The following is a 16,253-nucleotide window of genomic DNA, read 5'->3' on the forward strand; positions in this document are numbered from 1 at the left end:
TTCACTCTGCGAGGTTCCCCATGTACAACGCCATCGGCTACGCCGCCCAGACCCCTAGCAGCCCCCTGGCTCCCATGACCTTCCAGCGCCGTAGTCCGCGCGCCGATGACGTTGCCATCGAAATCCTCTACTGCGGCGTGTGCCACTCCGACATTCACCAGGCGCGCAACGAGTGGGGCATTGCCGTGTACCCGCTGATGCCGGGCCACGAGATCGTTGGCCGGGTCACTGCGGTGGGCGAAAAAGTCAGCCGCTATCAGGTCGGCGACCTGGTCGGCGTGGGCTGCATGGTCGACTCCTGCAGGCACTGCGAGGCCTGCCGTCAGGACGTCGAGCAGTACTGCCTGCAAGGCCCGACCATGACTTATGCCACCCCTGATCGTGTGGACGGCAGCAACACCATGGGCGGCTACTCCAACAGCATCGTGGTCAGCGAACACTTCGTGCTGCGCATTCCCCAGGGCCTGGACCTGGCCAGCGCAGCGCCGATTCTGTGCGCCGGCATCACCACCTACTCGCCACTCAAGCACCATGGCGTCGGCCCTGGCCACAAGGTCGGGGTGCTGGGCATGGGCGGCCTGGGCCACATGGGCATCAAGTTCGCCAAGGCGCTGGGCGCCGAAGTGACCCTGTTCACCCGCTCGGCGAGCAAGGCCGAAGAAGCCCGCCGCCAGGGCGCCGACCATGTGATCGTGTCCACCGATGCCGAGCAGATGCGCGCCGCTGCCGGGCGTTTCGATTTCCTGCTCGACACTATTCCGGTGCAGCATGACCTCAACCCTTACCTGGAAACCCTGGCGTTCGGTGGCGTGCATATTCTGGTCGGGCTGATCGAACCGGTCGATCCGCCGGTGCATGCCGCCAACCTGGTGATGAAGCGCCGGGTGCTGGCCGGTTCTTTGATCGGCGGGATCGCTGAAACCCAAGAGGTGCTTGAGTTCTGTGCCGAGCACGGGATCAGCTGTGATATCGAGATGCTCGATATCCGCAACATCAACCAGGCGTTTGAGCGGATGATCGTCGGGGATGTGAAGTATCGGTTCGTGATCGACATGGCGACTTTGCAGGGCTGAAGGCATGCCTGGCTTGGGGTTGCATGAGTGCGACCAGGTGCATGGCGACAGATGTGCAGCGCCCTCAAGATCGAGCGCCGCCCGCGCGGCGCTCGATCTCATAGGCGCTGCAAAAACACCGGCGAACACCTGTTTGGTTGTGACACCCGGCCTCGATGCGTACCATGCCTGGCATCCTTCCAATAACAACACGTGCGTCAACGGCCCTGATCCCCGGCCGCCGACGCGCGCCCTGTTGCCTTGCCCGCGGAGAAACACCCCTTCACATGAATGGCCCCGTACCTACCACAATGCCGCCCACCGCCGGCACCGGCAGTTGGCTGAGCGTCATCGCCCTGGCGCTGGCGGCGTTCATCTTCAACACCACCGAGTTCGTCCCGGTGGCGCTGCTCAGCGACATCGGCCGCAGCTTTGACATGACCACCGCGCAGGTCGGCCTGATGCTGACCATCTACGCCTGGGTGGTGGCGCTGGCCTCGCTGCCGATGATGCTGATGACCCGCAACATCGAGCGCCGCCGCCTGCTGTTGCTGGTGTTCCTGGTGTTCATCGTCAGCCATGTGCTGTCGTGGCAGGCGCAAAGCTTCGCCATGCTGCTGGTCAGCCGCATCGGCATCGCCCTGGCCCACGCGGTGTTCTGGGCGATCACCGCGTCGCTGGCGGTGCGGGTGGCGCCGCCGGGGCAACAGGCCAAGGCGCTCGGGCTGCTGGCCACCGGTACCACCCTGGCCATGGTCATGGGTATTCCGCTGGGGCGGGTGGTGGGTGAGGCGCTGGGCTGGCGGGTGACCTTCCTGGGCATCGCCGGGGTGGCGCTGGCGACCATGCTCTGCCTGATGAAATCGCTGCCGCTGCTGCCCAGCCAGAACTCGGGCTCGCTGCGCAGCCTGCCGATCCTGTTCAAGCGCCCGGCGCTGGTGATCACCTATGTGCTGGTGACGCTGGTGATCACCGCGCAGTTCACGGCCTATAGCTACATCGAACCCTTCGCCCTGCACGTGGCGCAGATCGGCGGCGAGCGCACCACGCTGCTGCTGTTGCTGTTCGGTGGCGCGGGCGTGTTCGGTTCGCTGCTGTTCAGTCGCTACAGCGATCGCTTCCCCCATGGCTTCCTGGTCGGTTCGATCGGTGCACTGGCGGCGTGCCTGCTGTTGCTGTTGCCGCTGTCGGGCAACTTCTACCTGTTCGCTGGCCTGAGCATGGTCTGGGGCATCGCGATCCTCAGTTTCAGCCTGTCGCTGCAATCCAAGACCCTCAAGCTCGCCTCGGACGCCACCGATGTGGCCATGGCGCTGTTCTCGGGCATCTACAACATCGGCATCGGCGGTGGTGCGCTGCTGGGCAGTATCGTCAGCAGCCAAACGGGTGTGGCGAATATCGGCATGGTTGGCGGGGGCGTGGCGGTGGTCGGGCTGCTGCTGGCTGCGGCCAGCACCCGGCGCTTCCGTGAGGCGCTGGGCGGGGCTTAGCCCCCCAGGTTCAGCGCGGCCTCTTTCAGCCAGACCCGCGCGCCCTCGCTGCCGGCCTTTAGTTCGACGACCTGCCCCGCCGGCAGACGCATCCAGCTCCAGGTCGGCAGGCTACCCGCCGAGCCGTGCAACTGGCCGGCCAGTACCAGCAGCTCCAGCCCACGGCCACTGTCCCAGCGGCATGTATCAGCGGGCTGCAGCACCTGCAGCCAGACCCGTTCATGGTCGTTTTCGAACAGCATCCCGCCCTGCGCGGGTAACTGCATCACCAGCGCCTGGCGATCCTGCGGATGGAACTGGCGCAGGCGCACGAAGATCACACAACCCTCGCTTGCGCCCGGGGCATGGGCGCTGCCCGGTGGGTTGCGCACGTAGCTGCCGACCGGGTAACGGCCGTGCTCATCCTCGAACACCCCTTCCAGCACCACGAACTCCTCGCCGGCACCGTGCACATGGGCACTGAAACGGCTGCCCGGCGCATAGCGCACCAGCGAGGTGGCCCGCGCCTGCTCGCCGCCGACCCGGTACAGCATGCGCCGCTCGACGCCCGGCAGTGGGCTGGGCAGCCACGGCAATGCGGCGCCGTGCACGGTCACGGGGCGGGACAGGTCGGCGTTCAGTTGCAGGTCGTGCATGCTGGCTCCAGTCAGCGCAGGAAGGGGTTACGCAGACGCACCCAGACGATCGCCGGCAGGGCCATCAGCAACCATTTGAGGTAGCGGTTAACGTCGTACTGTTCGCAGGCCACGCCGATGACGGTGCACACCACCACCACCGCGAGGAACTCGATCATCTTGTGCATCGGTTGCTTTCCATCATTGGTGCAAAGGAGGGCGCGCACTTTACCAGTTGGCAGGCCAGCATAGCGCCGTTGCATTTCGCCGTAACATTTTCACGCTTTACAGCTGTGAGTGTTCAGCTACCGTCCCGCCAGCATCATCAGCCAAGGACGCGCCCCCATGCCTACTCACAACGGCGGCTGCCTGTGCGGCCGTATCCGCTTCAGCGCTCGCGGTACCCCGCGGTTCCCCCACACCTGCTCCTGCCACATGTGCCAGCGCCACTCCGGCAGCCTTACCCTGTGCTGGGTGGAATTCGACAAGGCCGACGTATCGTGGACCGGGGAGGGCGGGGCGCCGAGCCTGTATCGCTCATCCGAAGGCTCCAGCCGCGCTTTCTGCCCGATCTGCGGCAGCTCCCTCGGCGCCATCGACGATGCGCCCACGGTGGCCTTGCTGCTGGGGTGTTTTGACGCGAAAGGGGCCGATGCCTTTCGGCCGACCGCGCATTCGTTCAGCACCTCGCGGCCACGTTGGTGGACGCCCGGCGCCCGCACTGACACCCTGTGAGCGGTTAGCCCAACCAACACGTCATGGAAGATCGCAATGCTCAAGCGCAACAGCCTGGTCCCCGAACTGATCGTCAGCGACCTCGAGGCCAGCCTCGGTTTCTGGGTTTCACTGCTGGGTTTCGACATCGCCTATCAGCGCCCGGAACAGCGTTTCGCCTACCTGGACCTGAACGGCTCGCAGGTCATGCTCGAACAGCTCGATCCCGATGACAACTGGCTTACCGGCCCGATGGAAAAACCCCTGGGGCGGGGCATGCACCTGCAGATCGACGTGGTGGCGGTCGAGCCACTGATCGAACGTCTTGAGCAGCAACGCTGGCCGCTGTTCAGGCCCTGCGAGGAGGTGTGGTACCGGGTGGCAGAGGCTGAAGTGGGGCTGCTCCAGTTCCTGGTGCAGGACCCCGACGGCTACCTGATCAGGCTGGCACAGTGGCTGGGTGAAAGGCCCGTTCAAGTGACGTCGTGCTGTTCCCATGAGTGACTGGGGCCGCCTTGCGGCCCTTCGCGGGCAAGCCCGCTCCCACAGGATGTGCGCATTGCTTGAGTCACGCGCTGTACCTGTGGGAGCGGGCTTGCCCGCGAAGGGCTGCAACGCAGCCCCAGTTGACGCGATGCCAGTGCCTGGCTTGCCGAGGTTATGAGGCCTGCGGCCAACCTCATGAAAGGCGCTATCCTTGCCCCATGACCAACCAACCTCCACTACGCCACCCATGCCCCCCGGGCGCCTGTGACTGCGGCCGCGAGCAGCTGCTCGACGGCCCGGCCGAAGGGCGGCGCATCCTGCTGCTTACCCGCGAGGAAGAAAAGCGCCTGGTCGAACGCCTGGAAAACCTCAAGGACCTCGACGACCTCCACCATCTACAAGGGCGCCTGTACCAGAACCTCGGCATCCGCGTGCACATCGCCCCCGGCTACAACGAGGTACGCACCATGCGCGGCATCGTCATCGAGCTGGAGGCGCTGCCCGGCCTGTGCCGCAAGACCCGCCAGGCGATCCCCGCCGCCATCCGCCGTGGCTTGGAGCGCAATCCGCAGGTGGCGTATCGCCTGCTGGATGCCCATGACTTGTTAGGTGGTGCCTAGCGCATCGCCGCCAGCTTGATCCCGAACCCTACCAGGCAGGCCCCCGCCAACCGCTCCAGCAGGTTGCTGACCCGTGGGCTGGCACGCATGCGCTCGGCCAGGTGGTGGGTGAGCAGCACGGCCACCAGCCCGTAGAGCAGGGTCAGCGCTGCCACGGTCACTGCCATGAAGCCGAAGGTCAACATGCCCTGGTGTTTTACCGGGTCAATGAACAGTGGGAAGAACGCCATGTAGAACATGATCGCCTTGGGGTTGAGCAGGGTGATCATCATGGTCTGGCGCAGGTAGCGCCCGCCGGCCATGCCGCTGTCGCGCGGCGCCGCGCCGGGCTTGCTCAGTACCATGCGCAAACCGAGCCAGGCCAGGTAGGCGGCGCCGGCCCACTGCACCACGTGGAAGGCTGCCGGGTACGCGGCCAGCAGGGTGGCCACGCCGGCCACCGCCAGCCACATCAGCACCTGGTCACCGAGGATCACCCCGAAAGTGGCGGCCAGCCCGCCCTTGATGCCGCCCTTGCCGGTGGCGGTGATCAGGGCGAAGTTGCCGGGGCCGGGGATCGCCAGCAGGATCAGGAACGCAATCACGAAAGCGCCGTAGTCGGTCACGCCGAGCATGGGGGAGTTCTCCAAGTGCGGGGTTGGCGGGCAGAAGACGATATATGCCATCATCCGCGGCGCTTGCAAAGCCGCAACATCACAAGGAGGTGAGGATGGCGTTTTCAACCGATGAACGTGAGCAACTGCTGGCGGTCAAGGGCGTTGGCCCGACCGTGCTGCAGCGCCTGGAACAGCTCGGCTACAGCTCGCTGGCACAGCTGGCCCAGGCCGACGCCCGGCAGATTGTCGAAGCCGCCGCCAGCCTGGTCGGCTCCAGTTGCTGGAAGAACAGCCCCCAGGCCCGCAGCGCGATCCAGGCCGCCATTGCCCAGGCCAGGTCATCGACCGGCGTACCCGGCTAATTTTCCCCAGGCGCTTTTCGTTTCCTTGAGAGCCACGCTGCGCCCCGCGCATTCGGCCCTCATCATTCAAGGAGACAGGCAATGACTTCCGTTTTCGACCGCGACGACATCGTGTTCCAGGTAGTGATCAACCACGAAGAGCAATATTCCATCTGGCCCGACTACAAGGCCATCCCCAATGGCTGGCGCGCGGCCGGCAAAAGCGGCCTGAAGCAGGACTGCCTGGCCTGGATCGACGAAGTCTGGACCGACATGCGCCCGCTGAGCCTGCGCCAGCAGATGGCTGCAGCCGCCGCGCAGTGAGCACCGTGAACCTGCTGTGCCTGCCGTACTCCGGGGCCAGCGCCATGGTCTACAGCCGCTGGCGGCGCAAGCTGCCGGCCTGGCTGCAGGTGCGCCCGGTGGAGCTGCCGGGCCGCGGCGCGCGGCTGGGCGAGGCGCTGCACACCGACATGCAGGCCCTGGCCCGGCAACTGGCCAGCGAGCAACGCCTGGCGGCCAACGCCCCTTACGCCTTGCTCGGGCACAGCCTAGGGGCGCTGGTGGCCTTCGAGCTGGCCCACGAGCTGCAGGCATTGGGCTGCCCGCCACCCTTGGCGCTGTTCGCCTGCGGCACGGCGGCCCCGACCCGGCGCGAGGACTACGACGGCGCGAACTGGCGCGAGCCGAAGAGCGACGAAGCGCTGCTGGCCGAGCTGCGCAAGCTGGGCGGCACGCCCGAGGAAGTGCTGGCCAACCAGGAGCTGATGAGCCTGACACTGCCGGTGGTGCGCGCCGACTTCCTGCTGTGCGGCCGCTATGCCTACCGTCAGCGGGCGCCGTTGCACTGCCCGCTGCATGTGCTTGGCGGCGACACCGACCGCGCCAACGCCGAACAGCTGCAGGCCTGGCGCCGCGAGTCCCAGGGCGAGTTCAGCCTCGAGATGTTCCCCGGCGGGCACTTCTTCATCCACGAACATGAAGACCGTGTGCTGGGTGCGCTCACCGGCGCACTCGAACCGTTGCGGCTCACCGCCTGATTGACGTCACCCCTTGCCTGGGCGAGGCTTGTCGCCTGCGTGGCGTCACGGCCACGGTTTTCCAGGCAAGGGGCTGACAATGCTGATCGATTCAACACGCGCCACGCTGCTGGTGGTCGACATCCAGGAAAAACTCATCGGCGCCATGAGCGACCCCGCAGGCACCGAGGCCCGGGCGCGCTGGTTGTTGGCAGCCACCGCCGATCTGGAGCTGCCTACGGTGATTTCCGAGCAGTACCCAAAAGGCCTTGGCCACACCCTCGAATCCCTCAAGGCGGCTGCGCCAAGCGCCGTCATCGTCGAGAAGACCCACTTTTCCTGCGTCGCCGCCGACTGCCTGCCGGCCAGCCTGCTGGGCCGTGAGCAGGTGATCGTGTGCGGCATGGAAACCCACGTCTGCGTGCTGCAGACCGTGCTCGGCCTGCTCGCCCTGGGCAAGCAGGTGTTCGTGGTCGAGGACGCCTGCGACAGCCGTACCGCCGCCAGCAAGGCCGCAGGCCTGGCGCGCATGCGCGCCGCCGGGGCACAGATCGTCACCCGCGAGATGGTGCTGTTCGAACTGATGGGCAGCGCCAGCCACCCGCTGTTTCGCCATATCAGCAAGACCTACCTGGTGGGTGAACAACCGTGACAGGCAATTGGTGATGGCTTTAGGCCATTTGGTGGTCTAGAGTGCCCGCGGTTTCCACAATCGCCTACAGGATGTTGCAATGAAAACCCGCGCCTCGCTGTTCGTCTCCCTGGCCCTCTGTGGCCTGGCTTCCCAGGCCTCTGCCGCGCCCGCCAAACTGGCCGACGTGTTCAATGGGGAAATGCTCGGTACCAATCTGCGCTACTTCGAATCGGTCGCCGGCATCGCCCGCACCAGCAATGGCGACAGCCACAACTACAAGGTGCAAGGCTGTGACATCACCGCCAATGCCGCAGGCGGCACCATCAACGAATTGCGCCTGGAGTTGTCGCCCACCTGCAAGGCCGACCTGCACAGCTTCATCGGCGATTTCGCCCCGGCCGCCAACCAGGCCCTTACCTTCGGCGCATTCAACGAGTCCAGCGGCGGTGGCCTGGAGTTCTATGCCGACTGCCTGCAACTGTGCGGCAATGCCTACGACCCCTCGGTTTACGCCTTGTGGGAGGGGCCGCGAGCCGTTGGCTTCATGCAGGTGCTGGTCGAAGCCAAGCTGGTCGATGACGCGCCAATCGAGGCCTCCGGTAAATGGGCCGCAGCGATGACCCAGGCCAAGGGCGATGACTTCGTCGTGGACACCCGCTTCAACTGCGAGCGCACCTTCGACCCACAGGCCATGCAGGCGTTTGCCAAGGTGCAGGCCAGCGCGGTCACCCTCGGTACCGGGCTGACCAAGCCCGGTTGCTGATTGAAACCCATCACCTTCTGCCGCTAGGCTTGCCAGGAAAACGATGAGAGGCGAGCACGATGACAGGGCGGTTGTGGGTGATGGGGGTAACGCTGCTGGTATTGCTCCAGGGCTGCGCCGGGCGCCCGGAGCAGGCCGCTGAAAACGACCCGGCCAAGGTCCGTGCCCAGCTGCTGCGCCTGCTGCCGGCACAGCTCAAGGACCGTCAGGGCTGGGCCGAGGACATCCAGGTGGCGTTCCAGGCCCAGGCTATCGCGCCGAGCAAGGGCAACCTGTGCGCCGTGCTGGCGGTGACCGAGCAGGAGTCGACCTTCAACGCCGACCCACAGGTGCCCAACCTGGGCCGTATCGCCCGTGAGGAAATCGACCGCCGCGCCGCGCGCCTGCATATCCCCAAGCTACTGGTCGACGGTGCGCTGCAAACGCCCTCCAGCAACGGCAAGACCTACCAGCAGCGGCTGCTCGCCGTGCGCAGCGAAAAACAGCTCAGCGCCCTGTATGACGAAGTGATCGGCCGCCTGCCCCTCGGGCGGACCCTGCTCGACGGCCTCAACCCCGTGCATACCGGTGGGCCGATGCAGGTCAGCATCGACTTTGCCGAGCAGCATGCCAAAGGCTACCCCTACGCCTATCAAGGCACGATTCGCCAGGAAGTGTTCAGCAGGCGCGGTGGCATGTACTTCGGCATCGCCCACTTGCTGGGTTATCCCACCCACTACGAGCGCCCGCTGTACCGCTTCGCCGACTTCAACGCCGGCTGGTACGCCAGCCGCAACGCGGCGTTCCAGGCGGCGTTGGGCCGCGCCAGCGTGACCACCCTGGCACTGGACGGCGACCTGATCGCCCCCGGTGCGATCCTGCCCGGCAAGACCGAGCAGGCGGCGCGCAAGCTGGGGCCGAAACTCGGGCTGCGCAACCCGCAGATCCGTGCGCAGCTGGAGCAGGAGGGGAGCCTGGAGCTTGAAGAAACCGAGCTGTACCAGGGCGTGTTCCGGCTGGCCGAAGCCAAGGCAGGCAAGCCGTTGCCGCGTGCGGTGCTGCCGGGGATCGAGCTGAAAAGCCCGAAGATCACCCGCAAGCTGACCACGGCCTGGTTCGCTGGCCGAGTGGACGAGCGCTACCAGCGCTGCATGCAGCGCTGATGCCCCCGATTAAGGGCCTCAATTGGGGGATCTTCCCCGATTGCTAATCAGTGCTAACTATAAGCTATTGAAATAAAAAGATAATTTTAGTGGCATGAGCCTTGCTCACCTCCCCGCAGAGTCCTTGCGCCCCACGGAGGTGACCCATGACGACCCCTCGCAAAGGCCCCGCCCTGACCACCTTGATACTGGCCCTGCTGGGCTGGCAGGAAAGCGGCGAAGCGGCCGTGCAATGCCAACGCACCCTGACCGCCAACGTGGTGGCCCTCGACCAGCCGCTGATGTACAACCGCCTCGGCGCGCAGAATGCCAACGGCATGCTGTTCGCCCTGCGCCAGGATGTGGTGGACGAGCACCTGGTGCCGCTGAGCAAAGGCGGCGCGGCCGTCCCCGGCAAGGTCACCCTGCGCCCGGACAAACGCCCGCGGCCGATCGTGCTGCGGGTGGCCGCAGGTGACTGCCTGACGGTCAACCTGACCAACCTGCTGGCCTACCAGGCCAACCCCAACAAGCACGGCATCGAACCCGAAGAGCCCGAAGGCGAGGAGGGTGAAGAAGTCGAGTTGCCGGACGCTGAAGGCGGCGAGCACTTCATCGCCGACGAGCAGGTCAGCGACCGTCACGTCGGCTTCCAGGTCAACGGCATGCAGGCGGTCACCAGCATCGCCGACATCGCCGCCAACACCGGGCGCAACGGCAACTTCCTGGTCGCCCCCGGTGGCACCCGCAGCTACACCCTGTACGCCGAGCGCGAAGGCGCCTTCGCCGTCACCAGCCAGGGCGCCACCTTCGGCGGCCAGGGCGGTGCCGGCAACGTCGCCAACGGTCTGTTTGGCCAAGTGGCGGTAGTGCCCAAAGGCGGGCGCACCTACCGCAACACCCTCACCGAAGAAGAAATGCGCCTGGCTACCACTGGCCGCACCGCCACCGGCCAGCCGGTGATCAACTACGAAGCACGCTACCCGCAGCTGGAACCCTGGATCGCCGAAGGCAAGGCCGGCAAGCCGATCATCGCCATGGTCGACGGCAACGAGATCCTCAACAGCGAGACCGACGCCATCGTCATGGGCCCCAACCCCGACGGCAGCTTCCCCAAGAACACCTACCCGCTGGAAAGCGTCGGCAAGCGCAACCCGGCGCTGCCCAACCGCCTGGAAGCGTTCCGCGACTTCGCCGCGCAGTTCGCCGACGAAGTGGCCGGCACCCAGGCCTTCCCCGGCTACTGGGCAGACCCGGTGATGGGCCATGTGCTGGAGCCGACCCGCGACTCGTTCATGATCAACTACGGCTCCGGCGGCATGGGCGCCGAGGTGGTGGCCAACCGGCTCGGCGTAGGGCCGATGCACGACTGCCTGTCGTGCGCCTACGAGGAGTTCTTCCTCAGTGCCCATACGGTCGGCGATATCGGCACCCTGGTGGACATCCCGGCCAACGTCGGCCTGGAGCGCATCCGCCCGGGCGAAGTACCGCCGGCCAGCGCCACCGGGGTCAAGGCCACCATGGCCCTGTACCCGGCGGAGCCGGCCAACGTGCACCACAGCTACATCGGTGACTTCACCAAGTTCCGCAACACCCACAATGGCCACGAGCAGCACATCTTCCACCTGCACGGCCACCAGTGGCTGTTCAACCCCAACGACGACAACTCTGACTACATCGACGCCCAGGGCATCGGCCCGGGCGTGGGCTACACCTACGAAATCGCCAACGGCGGTTCGGGCAACCGCAACCGGGTCGCGGGCGATGCCATCTACCACTGCCACTTCTACCCGCACTTCGCCCAGGGCATGTGGGCCATGTGGCGGGTGCACGATGTGTTCGAGCCAGGCACCCGGCTCGAGGTCAGCGGCGAGGGCGAGAACGGCTTCCACAGCACCCCGTTCGCCCTGCGCAGCGGCAAGCCGGCCAATGGCGCGCGGGCCTTGCCCGACGGCGAGATCATCGCCGGCACGCCGATCCCGGCCATCGTGCCGCTGCCGGGCAAGGCCATGGCGCCGATGCCGGGCAAGGTCACCGTGGTGCCCAAGCTCGGCGAGACGCAGGTAGCCCAGCATGACGACGATGACCAGGAGGAGGGCGACGACGATCATTCGAATCAGCCAGCTACCCCCCGCGCCGTGGGCTCCCTGGCCCTGGTCGATCGCAGCGAAAGCAACCGCAATGCCGACGGCAGCCTGAAAAACCCCGGCTATCCGTTCTGGATCGGCGGCATGGAAAGCAGCGTCGGCCAGCGCCCGCCAACTCCGCCGCTGGACATGCTCGACCCGGCCCTGGCGCGCCAGCTCAAGGACAGCGGCAAGGCACTGTGGGCCAACCTCGACGCCAACCAGGTCGATGGCTGGGACGGTGGCCTCGGTCGCCATGCCCTGGACGGCGTGTCCGCCGGTGGCGAGGCGGTCACCACCACCACCCGGCTGGACTTCTCCAAGGTGCTGCACAAGGCCAAGCCGATCTACCTGCCCGAAGAGGGCACCGAGGTGGAACAGGCGGCCATGCAGTTCCATGCCAAGGCCGAACACCCAAGCTTCGCCCTGGTCCCCGGCGGCGCGCCGGTGGCCAAGGCGTTCCGCACCAACGGCGCCTTGCCCACCGCCGGCGCGCCGTTCTACGAGCCCTGCATGGATGACCGTGGCAAGCGCCTGACCCAGTCGTCCGGGGTGGGCGAGTTCAACAGCGGCGAGACCCTGACCGGCATGAGCTTCCGCGGCTCGTCCGCCTTTACCGCCGACCGCCCACGCATCTACAAGGCCGCCAACATCCAGTTCGACGCGGTGTACAACAAGGTCGGCTACCACTTCCCGCAGGCGCGCATCCTCGCCCTGTGGGAGGACGCCTGGCCGGTGATCACCAAGCAGCGCCCGCCGGAGCCGCTGGTGATGCGCATGAACACCTTCGACTGCACCCAGTACGTGCACACCAACCTGATCCCGTCGTTCTATGAAATGGACGACTACCAGGTGCGCACTCCCACGGACGTGATCGGCCAGCACATCCACCTGCCCAAGTGGGACCTGACCGCTGCCGACGGCTCGGCCAACGGCTGGAACTACGAGGACGGCATCCTCTCGCCCGGTAGCGTGGTCGAGCGCGTACAGGCCATCCGCAGCTTCAACAACTGCACCGAGGGCGATACCCGCGAAGGCACCGCCGCCTGCCCGAAAGCCAAGCAGCACCCGTTCTTCGGCCGCTTCGGCCGGGCCGACTGGCTGGGTGCGCGCACCGCCATGCAACGCTGGTTCGCCGACCCTCTGGTCAACGTGCATAACGTCGACCGTGGCCTGGGCACCATCTTCACCCACGACCACCTTGGCCCATCGACCCACCAGCAGCTTGGGCTGTACGCCACCGTGCTGGCGGAGCCTGCCGGGTCTACCTGGTACCACGCCGAAACCGGCGAGCAGCTGTACAACCCGGCGACCCGCCAGGACGGCGGGCCGACCTCGTGGCAGGCGGTGATCCAGACCGGCGACCACGACGGCGACGGCAAGAACGACAGCTACCGCGAGTTCTTCCTCGAATACAGCGACTTCCAGCACGCCTATGAAGCCGGTGTGTACGTGGGCGCCGGCCCCAACGGCATCCCCGACGGGCAGAGCTACCCGGCCACCGCCGACAGCTTCCGCTACGCCATCAACCCACCGGTGCGCCAGGCCGCCTCCAACCTGCTGGAGTCGGTGGTCGAGTCCCGTGGCGGGCTGAACCCCGGTTGCCCGAGCCGGCCATGCCCGCAGGCGATCTCGGTGGATGACCCCGGCATGTTCGTCGTCAACTACCGCAACGAGCCCCTGGCCCTGCGCGTGTTCGACCCGAACAAGGTCGGCCCGGACGGCAAGCGCGGCATGCAGGCCGACGGCCTCGGCGGCGACCTGGCCTACGCCCTGCAGTCACGCACCGACCGCGCCATCCCGGCGATGAACCTGGCGCCCTCGGCGATCACCCAGGCGGTCGGCCCCACCGGCGGCACCACGCAGTTCCCGCCGCACATCAACAAGGCCGGCAGCGAGCCGGGCGACCCGTTCACGCCGATGCTGCGCACCTACAGCGGCGACAACGTGCGCCTGCGCCTGCATGCCGGCGGCCATGAAGAGGAGCACAACGTCACCCTGCACGGCGTGAAGTGGCTGCAGAACGGCTCAGGCTTCGGCAACAGTTCCAACTCCGGGTGGAAGTCGTCGCAGATGATCGGCATCTCCGAGCAGATGGGCTTCATGGCGCCGGTGTCGATGATCTCCAGCTCCGCCGCCACCAACGGCGATTACCTGTACTCCATGGATGCCGCCCTGGAAGGCTACTGGAACGGTATCTGGGGCGTGATGCGCAACTACACCGCCCAGCGCGCCGACCTGTTCGCGCTGCCCAACAACCCGCAGCCGGTGGCCATGCGCAATACCGTCAACTTCGACGGCGTCTGCCCGAAAACCACGGCCAACGCCAATGGCGTGGGGACCCGGCCGACGGTCAAGCGCAGCTACGAGATCGTCGCGGCCCTGGCCAACGACATCCTCGAGAACCGTCACGGCGTGAGCATCAACGACCCGGCCGGCATCGGCCAGCATGTCGGCGGCGCGCTCAAGGCCAACGGCGGCACCCTGGTGTTCAACAGCCGCCGTGTCAGCATCCCGCTGGTCAGCGGGGTCGACCCTGAGGATGGCGAACCCTTCACCATCGGTGGCCACAGCGCGCCGCTGCACGACCCGACCGCGGTGCTGTACGTGCGCAAGGCCGACCTCGACCCAGGCACCGGCAAGCTCAAGGCCGGGGTGCCGGTGGAGCCGCTGGTGTTGCGGGCCAACGCCGGCGACTGCATCAGCATCACCCTGGAGAACCGCCTTCCGCTGGTGATGCCCGACCTGCCGAGCACCGCCGTGATGCAGAACGTGGTCAAGCGCGACCGCTTCGACGGTGAAGGCTCCACCGCCTTCAACAACAACCTGATGCGCCCCTCCAGCCACGTGGGCCTGCACGCCCAACTGCTGGCCTACGACATTACCAAGTCCGACGGCGCCAACGTCGGCGCCAACCCGGTGCAGACCGTACCGCCCCGGGCCGGCAACAGTGGTGCCTACCCGAGCCGGGTGTACCAGTACTACGCCGGGCACCTGGAGCGCGAAGGCAAACCCACCCTGCAACTGGGGCGCACGGTGGACAACATCAACACCACCGCCATCGAGTTTGGCGGCCTCAACCTGGCCCCGGCGGACTTCATCAAGCAGCCGCAGAAGGGCCTGGTCGGTGCCATGAGCATCCTGCCGCAGACCGCCACCTGGACCGAGGACGCGGCCAGCCGCGCCCAGGCCACGGTCAAGGTCAGCGGCCAGCCCGACTACCGCGACTTCGTCACGGTGTGGCAGCGCTCGCTGAACATGCGCTGGGCCGATGGCCGCCCGGTGGAGGGCATCGCCACCGAAGGCAACGGTGTGCCGGGGGATCCGAAGGACAACGGCAACATGGCCATGAACTACAAGACCGAGCCGCTGTGGTTGCGCTTCGGCCTGGCGCCGGACGCGCCGTTCGGTCATGCCGACGGCCTGGGCTTCGCCGACGTGCCCAACGCGCACATGGCCTACAGCAATGCCCTGGTTGGCGGCGACCCACAGACCCCGGTGCTGTACGCCAAGCCTGGGCAGCCGCTGCGCAAGCACGTGCTGATGCCCAGCGGTGGCAGCCGCGGTATTACCTACCAGCTCGATGGGCACCTGTGGCCGCTGCACAACTACCAGGCCGAGAAGAGCGATATCGACGGTTACCCCATGGGCTTGCCGGGTATTGGTTCGGTGCGCTTCGGCTACAACCCCATGGCGATGTATATCGGCGCGCAGGAGAGCGTGCTGCCGGCGGCGCACTTCAGCTTCATGCTGTCCAGCGCCGGGGGCGGGAATGCGGTGCCGGGGGATTACTTGTTCCGCGACTATGCGGCGTACGGGAACATGTCGGGGTTGTGGGGGATCTTGCGGGTGACCAATGAGCCGCCGCCGGCGACGGCACCGGCGCAGTAAAGGGGGAGAGGTGTTGGAGGGCCGCCGCGGGGGATCGCGGCGGCCTTTTTGTTTTTTGGGGGGCTGGGTGCATGGCGGGAGATTGGGTGAGGGCCACCAGGTGCCTGCCGGTGTTTTTGCAGCGCCTATGAGATCGAGCGCCGCCCGCGCGGCGCATCGCTGGCAAGCCAGCTCCCACAGTTTGTTTCGGGCCAGTTATTCCTGTGAAAGTACCGGCGCCTGCCTTGGTGCATGCCTTGAGTCAGGTGGGGCGGCGGCAACGCCCACTCTGAAACCGCGTCGTACCAACAAGGCGGACCAGGTGATGGCCCAGGAAAGACTGGCCCGAAACAAACTGTGGGAGCGGGTTTACCCGCGAAGCGCCGCGCGGGCGGCGCTCGATCTTGAGGACGCTGCACCTCTATCGCCATGCACCTGGTAGCCCTCATGCGATTTCAAGACAGGCCCTTGGGCGTCACACCGCCGGCCCTGAGTATTCAGGATTGGGTAATGGCCACCAGGTGCCTGCCGGTATTTTTGCAGCGCCTATGAGATCGAGCGCCGCCCGCGCGGCGCTTCGCGGGTAAACCCGCTCCCACAGTTTGTTTCGGGCCAATTACTCCTGTGAAAGTACCGGCGCCTGCCTTGGTGCATGCCACAAGATCGATGGGGGGGGCGGAACCCGGCCCCGGCTTCGGGGAATCGTCTTGGGGGAACCTCCCCAACCCTCTCGGGTTGTCATCCCAACTAACTGATAAATAACAATATTATTCCTGGCATAGCGCTTGCTACAGCCTCCGCAGACCC

Annotated in this window: 15 protein-coding genes; 12 read left to right on the plus strand and 3 right to left on the minus strand. The window is 66.4% G+C overall.

Features of this window, described 5'->3' with window-relative positions; all coding sequences use genetic code 11:
- The first annotated feature begins 20 nt into the window (after positions 1–20).
- Together ABE459_RS01620 and ABE459_RS01625 are read left to right on the plus strand one after the other, a co-directional pair.
- Entirely contained in the window at positions 21–1,073 is a 1,053-nt protein-coding gene (locus ABE459_RS01620) for an NAD(P)-dependent alcohol dehydrogenase (RefSeq protein WP_323831726.1), read from the plus strand.
- Between the two features lie 266 nt (positions 1,074–1,339).
- Positions 1,340–2,542 carry a sugar transporter gene (locus ABE459_RS01625; protein ID WP_110994757.1) on the plus strand — a complete coding sequence of 401 codons (1,203 nt, stop codon included), beginning with the start codon at positions 1,340–1,342 and terminating at the stop codon, positions 2,540–2,542.
- Here ABE459_RS01625 and ABE459_RS01630 read toward each other — a convergent pair.
- Positions 2,539–3,177: a cupin domain-containing protein gene (locus tag ABE459_RS01630; protein WP_223277149.1), complete on the minus strand. Its 639-nt coding sequence runs from the start codon at positions 3,175–3,177 to the stop codon at positions 2,539–2,541. The two genes, ABE459_RS01625 and ABE459_RS01630, sit on opposite strands and share 4 nt — an antisense overlap.
- Before the next feature lie 11 nt (positions 3,178–3,188).
- Complete coding sequence (locus tag ABE459_RS01635) at positions 3,189–3,344, minus strand: hypothetical protein (protein ID WP_153788526.1); 156 nt, start codon at positions 3,342–3,344, stop codon at positions 3,189–3,191.
- Between the two features lie 157 nt (positions 3,345–3,501).
- Between ABE459_RS01635 and ABE459_RS01640 the strand changes: the two genes are divergently transcribed.
- The 3 genes from ABE459_RS01640 to ABE459_RS01650 all read left to right on the plus strand — a co-directional run bounded on the left by ABE459_RS01640 (position 3,502) and on the right by ABE459_RS01650 (position 4,976).
- Positions 3,502–3,891, plus strand: coding sequence for a GFA family protein (locus ABE459_RS01640; RefSeq protein WP_323831723.1), 390 nt, complete (start codon positions 3,502–3,504; stop codon positions 3,889–3,891).
- Between the two features lie 36 nt (positions 3,892–3,927).
- Positions 3,928–4,374 (plus strand): VOC family protein, encoded by a 447-nt coding sequence (locus ABE459_RS01645; protein WP_258642151.1) that lies wholly within the window; start codon positions 3,928–3,930, stop codon positions 4,372–4,374.
- A 200-nt stretch (positions 4,375–4,574) separates the two neighbouring features.
- On the plus strand, positions 4,575–4,976 hold the full coding sequence (locus ABE459_RS01650) for a hypothetical protein (RefSeq protein WP_125859008.1): 402 nt from the start codon (positions 4,575–4,577) through the stop codon (positions 4,974–4,976).
- On the opposite strand, the gene ABE459_RS01655 is transcribed toward ABE459_RS01650, so the two are convergent.
- Positions 4,973–5,590, minus strand: a complete 618-nt coding sequence (locus ABE459_RS01655; RefSeq protein ID WP_110994761.1) for a LysE family transporter — start codon at positions 5,588–5,590, stop codon at positions 4,973–4,975. The two genes, ABE459_RS01650 and ABE459_RS01655, sit on opposite strands and share 4 nt — an antisense overlap.
- A 95-nt stretch (positions 5,591–5,685) precedes the next feature.
- Here ABE459_RS01655 and ABE459_RS01660 point away from each other — a divergent pair, with 95 nt between their 5' ends.
- The 7 genes from ABE459_RS01660 to mnxG all read left to right on the plus strand — a co-directional run bounded on the left by ABE459_RS01660 (position 5,686) and on the right by mnxG (position 15,467).
- Positions 5,686–5,934, plus strand: a complete 249-nt coding sequence (locus tag ABE459_RS01660) for a helix-hairpin-helix domain-containing protein (RefSeq protein ID WP_125464469.1) — start codon at positions 5,686–5,688, stop codon at positions 5,932–5,934.
- A gap of 81 nt (positions 5,935–6,015) precedes the next feature.
- On the plus strand, positions 6,016–6,237 hold the full coding sequence (locus ABE459_RS01665) for an MbtH family protein (RefSeq protein WP_110994763.1): 222 nt from the start codon (positions 6,016–6,018) through the stop codon (positions 6,235–6,237).
- Positions 6,234–6,953: an alpha/beta fold hydrolase gene (locus ABE459_RS01670; RefSeq protein WP_125464467.1), complete on the plus strand. Its 720-nt coding sequence runs from the start codon at positions 6,234–6,236 to the stop codon at positions 6,951–6,953. Before ABE459_RS01665 ends, ABE459_RS01670 begins: the two co-directional genes overlap by 4 nt.
- A 79-nt stretch (positions 6,954–7,032) precedes the next feature.
- Positions 7,033–7,584 (plus strand): hydrolase, encoded by a 552-nt coding sequence (locus ABE459_RS01675; RefSeq protein WP_323831720.1) that lies wholly within the window; start codon positions 7,033–7,035, stop codon positions 7,582–7,584.
- A 79-nt stretch (positions 7,585–7,663) separates the two neighbouring features.
- The gene (locus tag ABE459_RS01680) at positions 7,664–8,329 is read left to right on the plus strand and encodes a hypothetical protein (protein ID WP_323831718.1); all 666 of its coding nucleotides are present in this window, start codon (positions 7,664–7,666) and stop codon (positions 8,327–8,329) included.
- 59 nt (positions 8,330–8,388) lie between these two features.
- Positions 8,389–9,471: a DUF1615 domain-containing protein gene (locus tag ABE459_RS01685; protein ID WP_323831716.1), complete on the plus strand. Its 1,083-nt coding sequence runs from the start codon at positions 8,389–8,391 to the stop codon at positions 9,469–9,471.
- Positions 9,472–9,617: 146 nt separating this feature from the next.
- A complete protein-coding gene (mnxG, locus tag ABE459_RS01690; protein ID WP_323831714.1) occupies positions 9,618–15,467 on the plus strand; it encodes a manganese-oxidizing multicopper oxidase MnxG in 5,850 nt (1,949 codons plus the stop codon).
- Positions 15,468–16,253: the final 786 nt, after the last annotated feature.

The sequence above is a fragment of the Pseudomonas sp. TWI923 genome, assembly GCF_039673365.1.
GTDB classification, from domain to species: domain Bacteria; phylum Pseudomonadota; class Gammaproteobacteria; order Pseudomonadales; family Pseudomonadaceae; genus Aquipseudomonas; species Aquipseudomonas sichuanensis.

Excerpts from the sequence above, each read along its gene's own strand:
- ABE459_RS01630 (WP_223277149.1), bottom strand. The coding sequence starts at position 3,177 with ATGCACGACCTGCAACTGAACGCCGACCTGTCCCGCCCCGTGACCGTG.
- ABE459_RS01640 (WP_323831723.1), top strand. The coding sequence starts at position 3,502 with ATGCCTACTCACAACGGCGGCTGCCTGTGCGGCCGTATCCGCTTCAGC.
- ABE459_RS01655 (WP_110994761.1), bottom strand. The coding sequence starts at position 5,590 with ATGCTCGGCGTGACCGACTACGGCGCTTTCGTGATTGCGTTCCTGATC.
- ABE459_RS01625 (WP_110994757.1), top strand. The coding sequence starts at position 1,340 with ATGAATGGCCCCGTACCTACCACAATGCCGCCCACCGCCGGCACCGGC.
- ABE459_RS01620 (WP_323831726.1), top strand. The coding sequence starts at position 21 with ATGTACAACGCCATCGGCTACGCCGCCCAGACCCCTAGCAGCCCCCTG.
- ABE459_RS01675 (WP_323831720.1), top strand. The coding sequence starts at position 7,033 with ATGCTGATCGATTCAACACGCGCCACGCTGCTGGTGGTCGACATCCAG.
- ABE459_RS01685 (WP_323831716.1), top strand. The coding sequence starts at position 8,389 with ATGACAGGGCGGTTGTGGGTGATGGGGGTAACGCTGCTGGTATTGCTC.
- ABE459_RS01665 (WP_110994763.1), top strand. The coding sequence starts at position 6,016 with ATGACTTCCGTTTTCGACCGCGACGACATCGTGTTCCAGGTAGTGATC.
- ABE459_RS01660 (WP_125464469.1), top strand. The coding sequence starts at position 5,686 with ATGGCGTTTTCAACCGATGAACGTGAGCAACTGCTGGCGGTCAAGGGC.
- ABE459_RS01645 (WP_258642151.1), top strand. The coding sequence starts at position 3,928 with ATGCTCAAGCGCAACAGCCTGGTCCCCGAACTGATCGTCAGCGACCTC.
- ABE459_RS01650 (WP_125859008.1), top strand. The coding sequence starts at position 4,575 with ATGACCAACCAACCTCCACTACGCCACCCATGCCCCCCGGGCGCCTGT.
- ABE459_RS01680 (WP_323831718.1), top strand. The coding sequence starts at position 7,664 with ATGAAAACCCGCGCCTCGCTGTTCGTCTCCCTGGCCCTCTGTGGCCTG.
- mnxG (WP_323831714.1), top strand. The coding sequence starts at position 9,618 with ATGACGACCCCTCGCAAAGGCCCCGCCCTGACCACCTTGATACTGGCC.
- ABE459_RS01635 (WP_153788526.1), bottom strand. The coding sequence starts at position 3,344 with ATGCACAAGATGATCGAGTTCCTCGCGGTGGTGGTGGTGTGCACCGTC.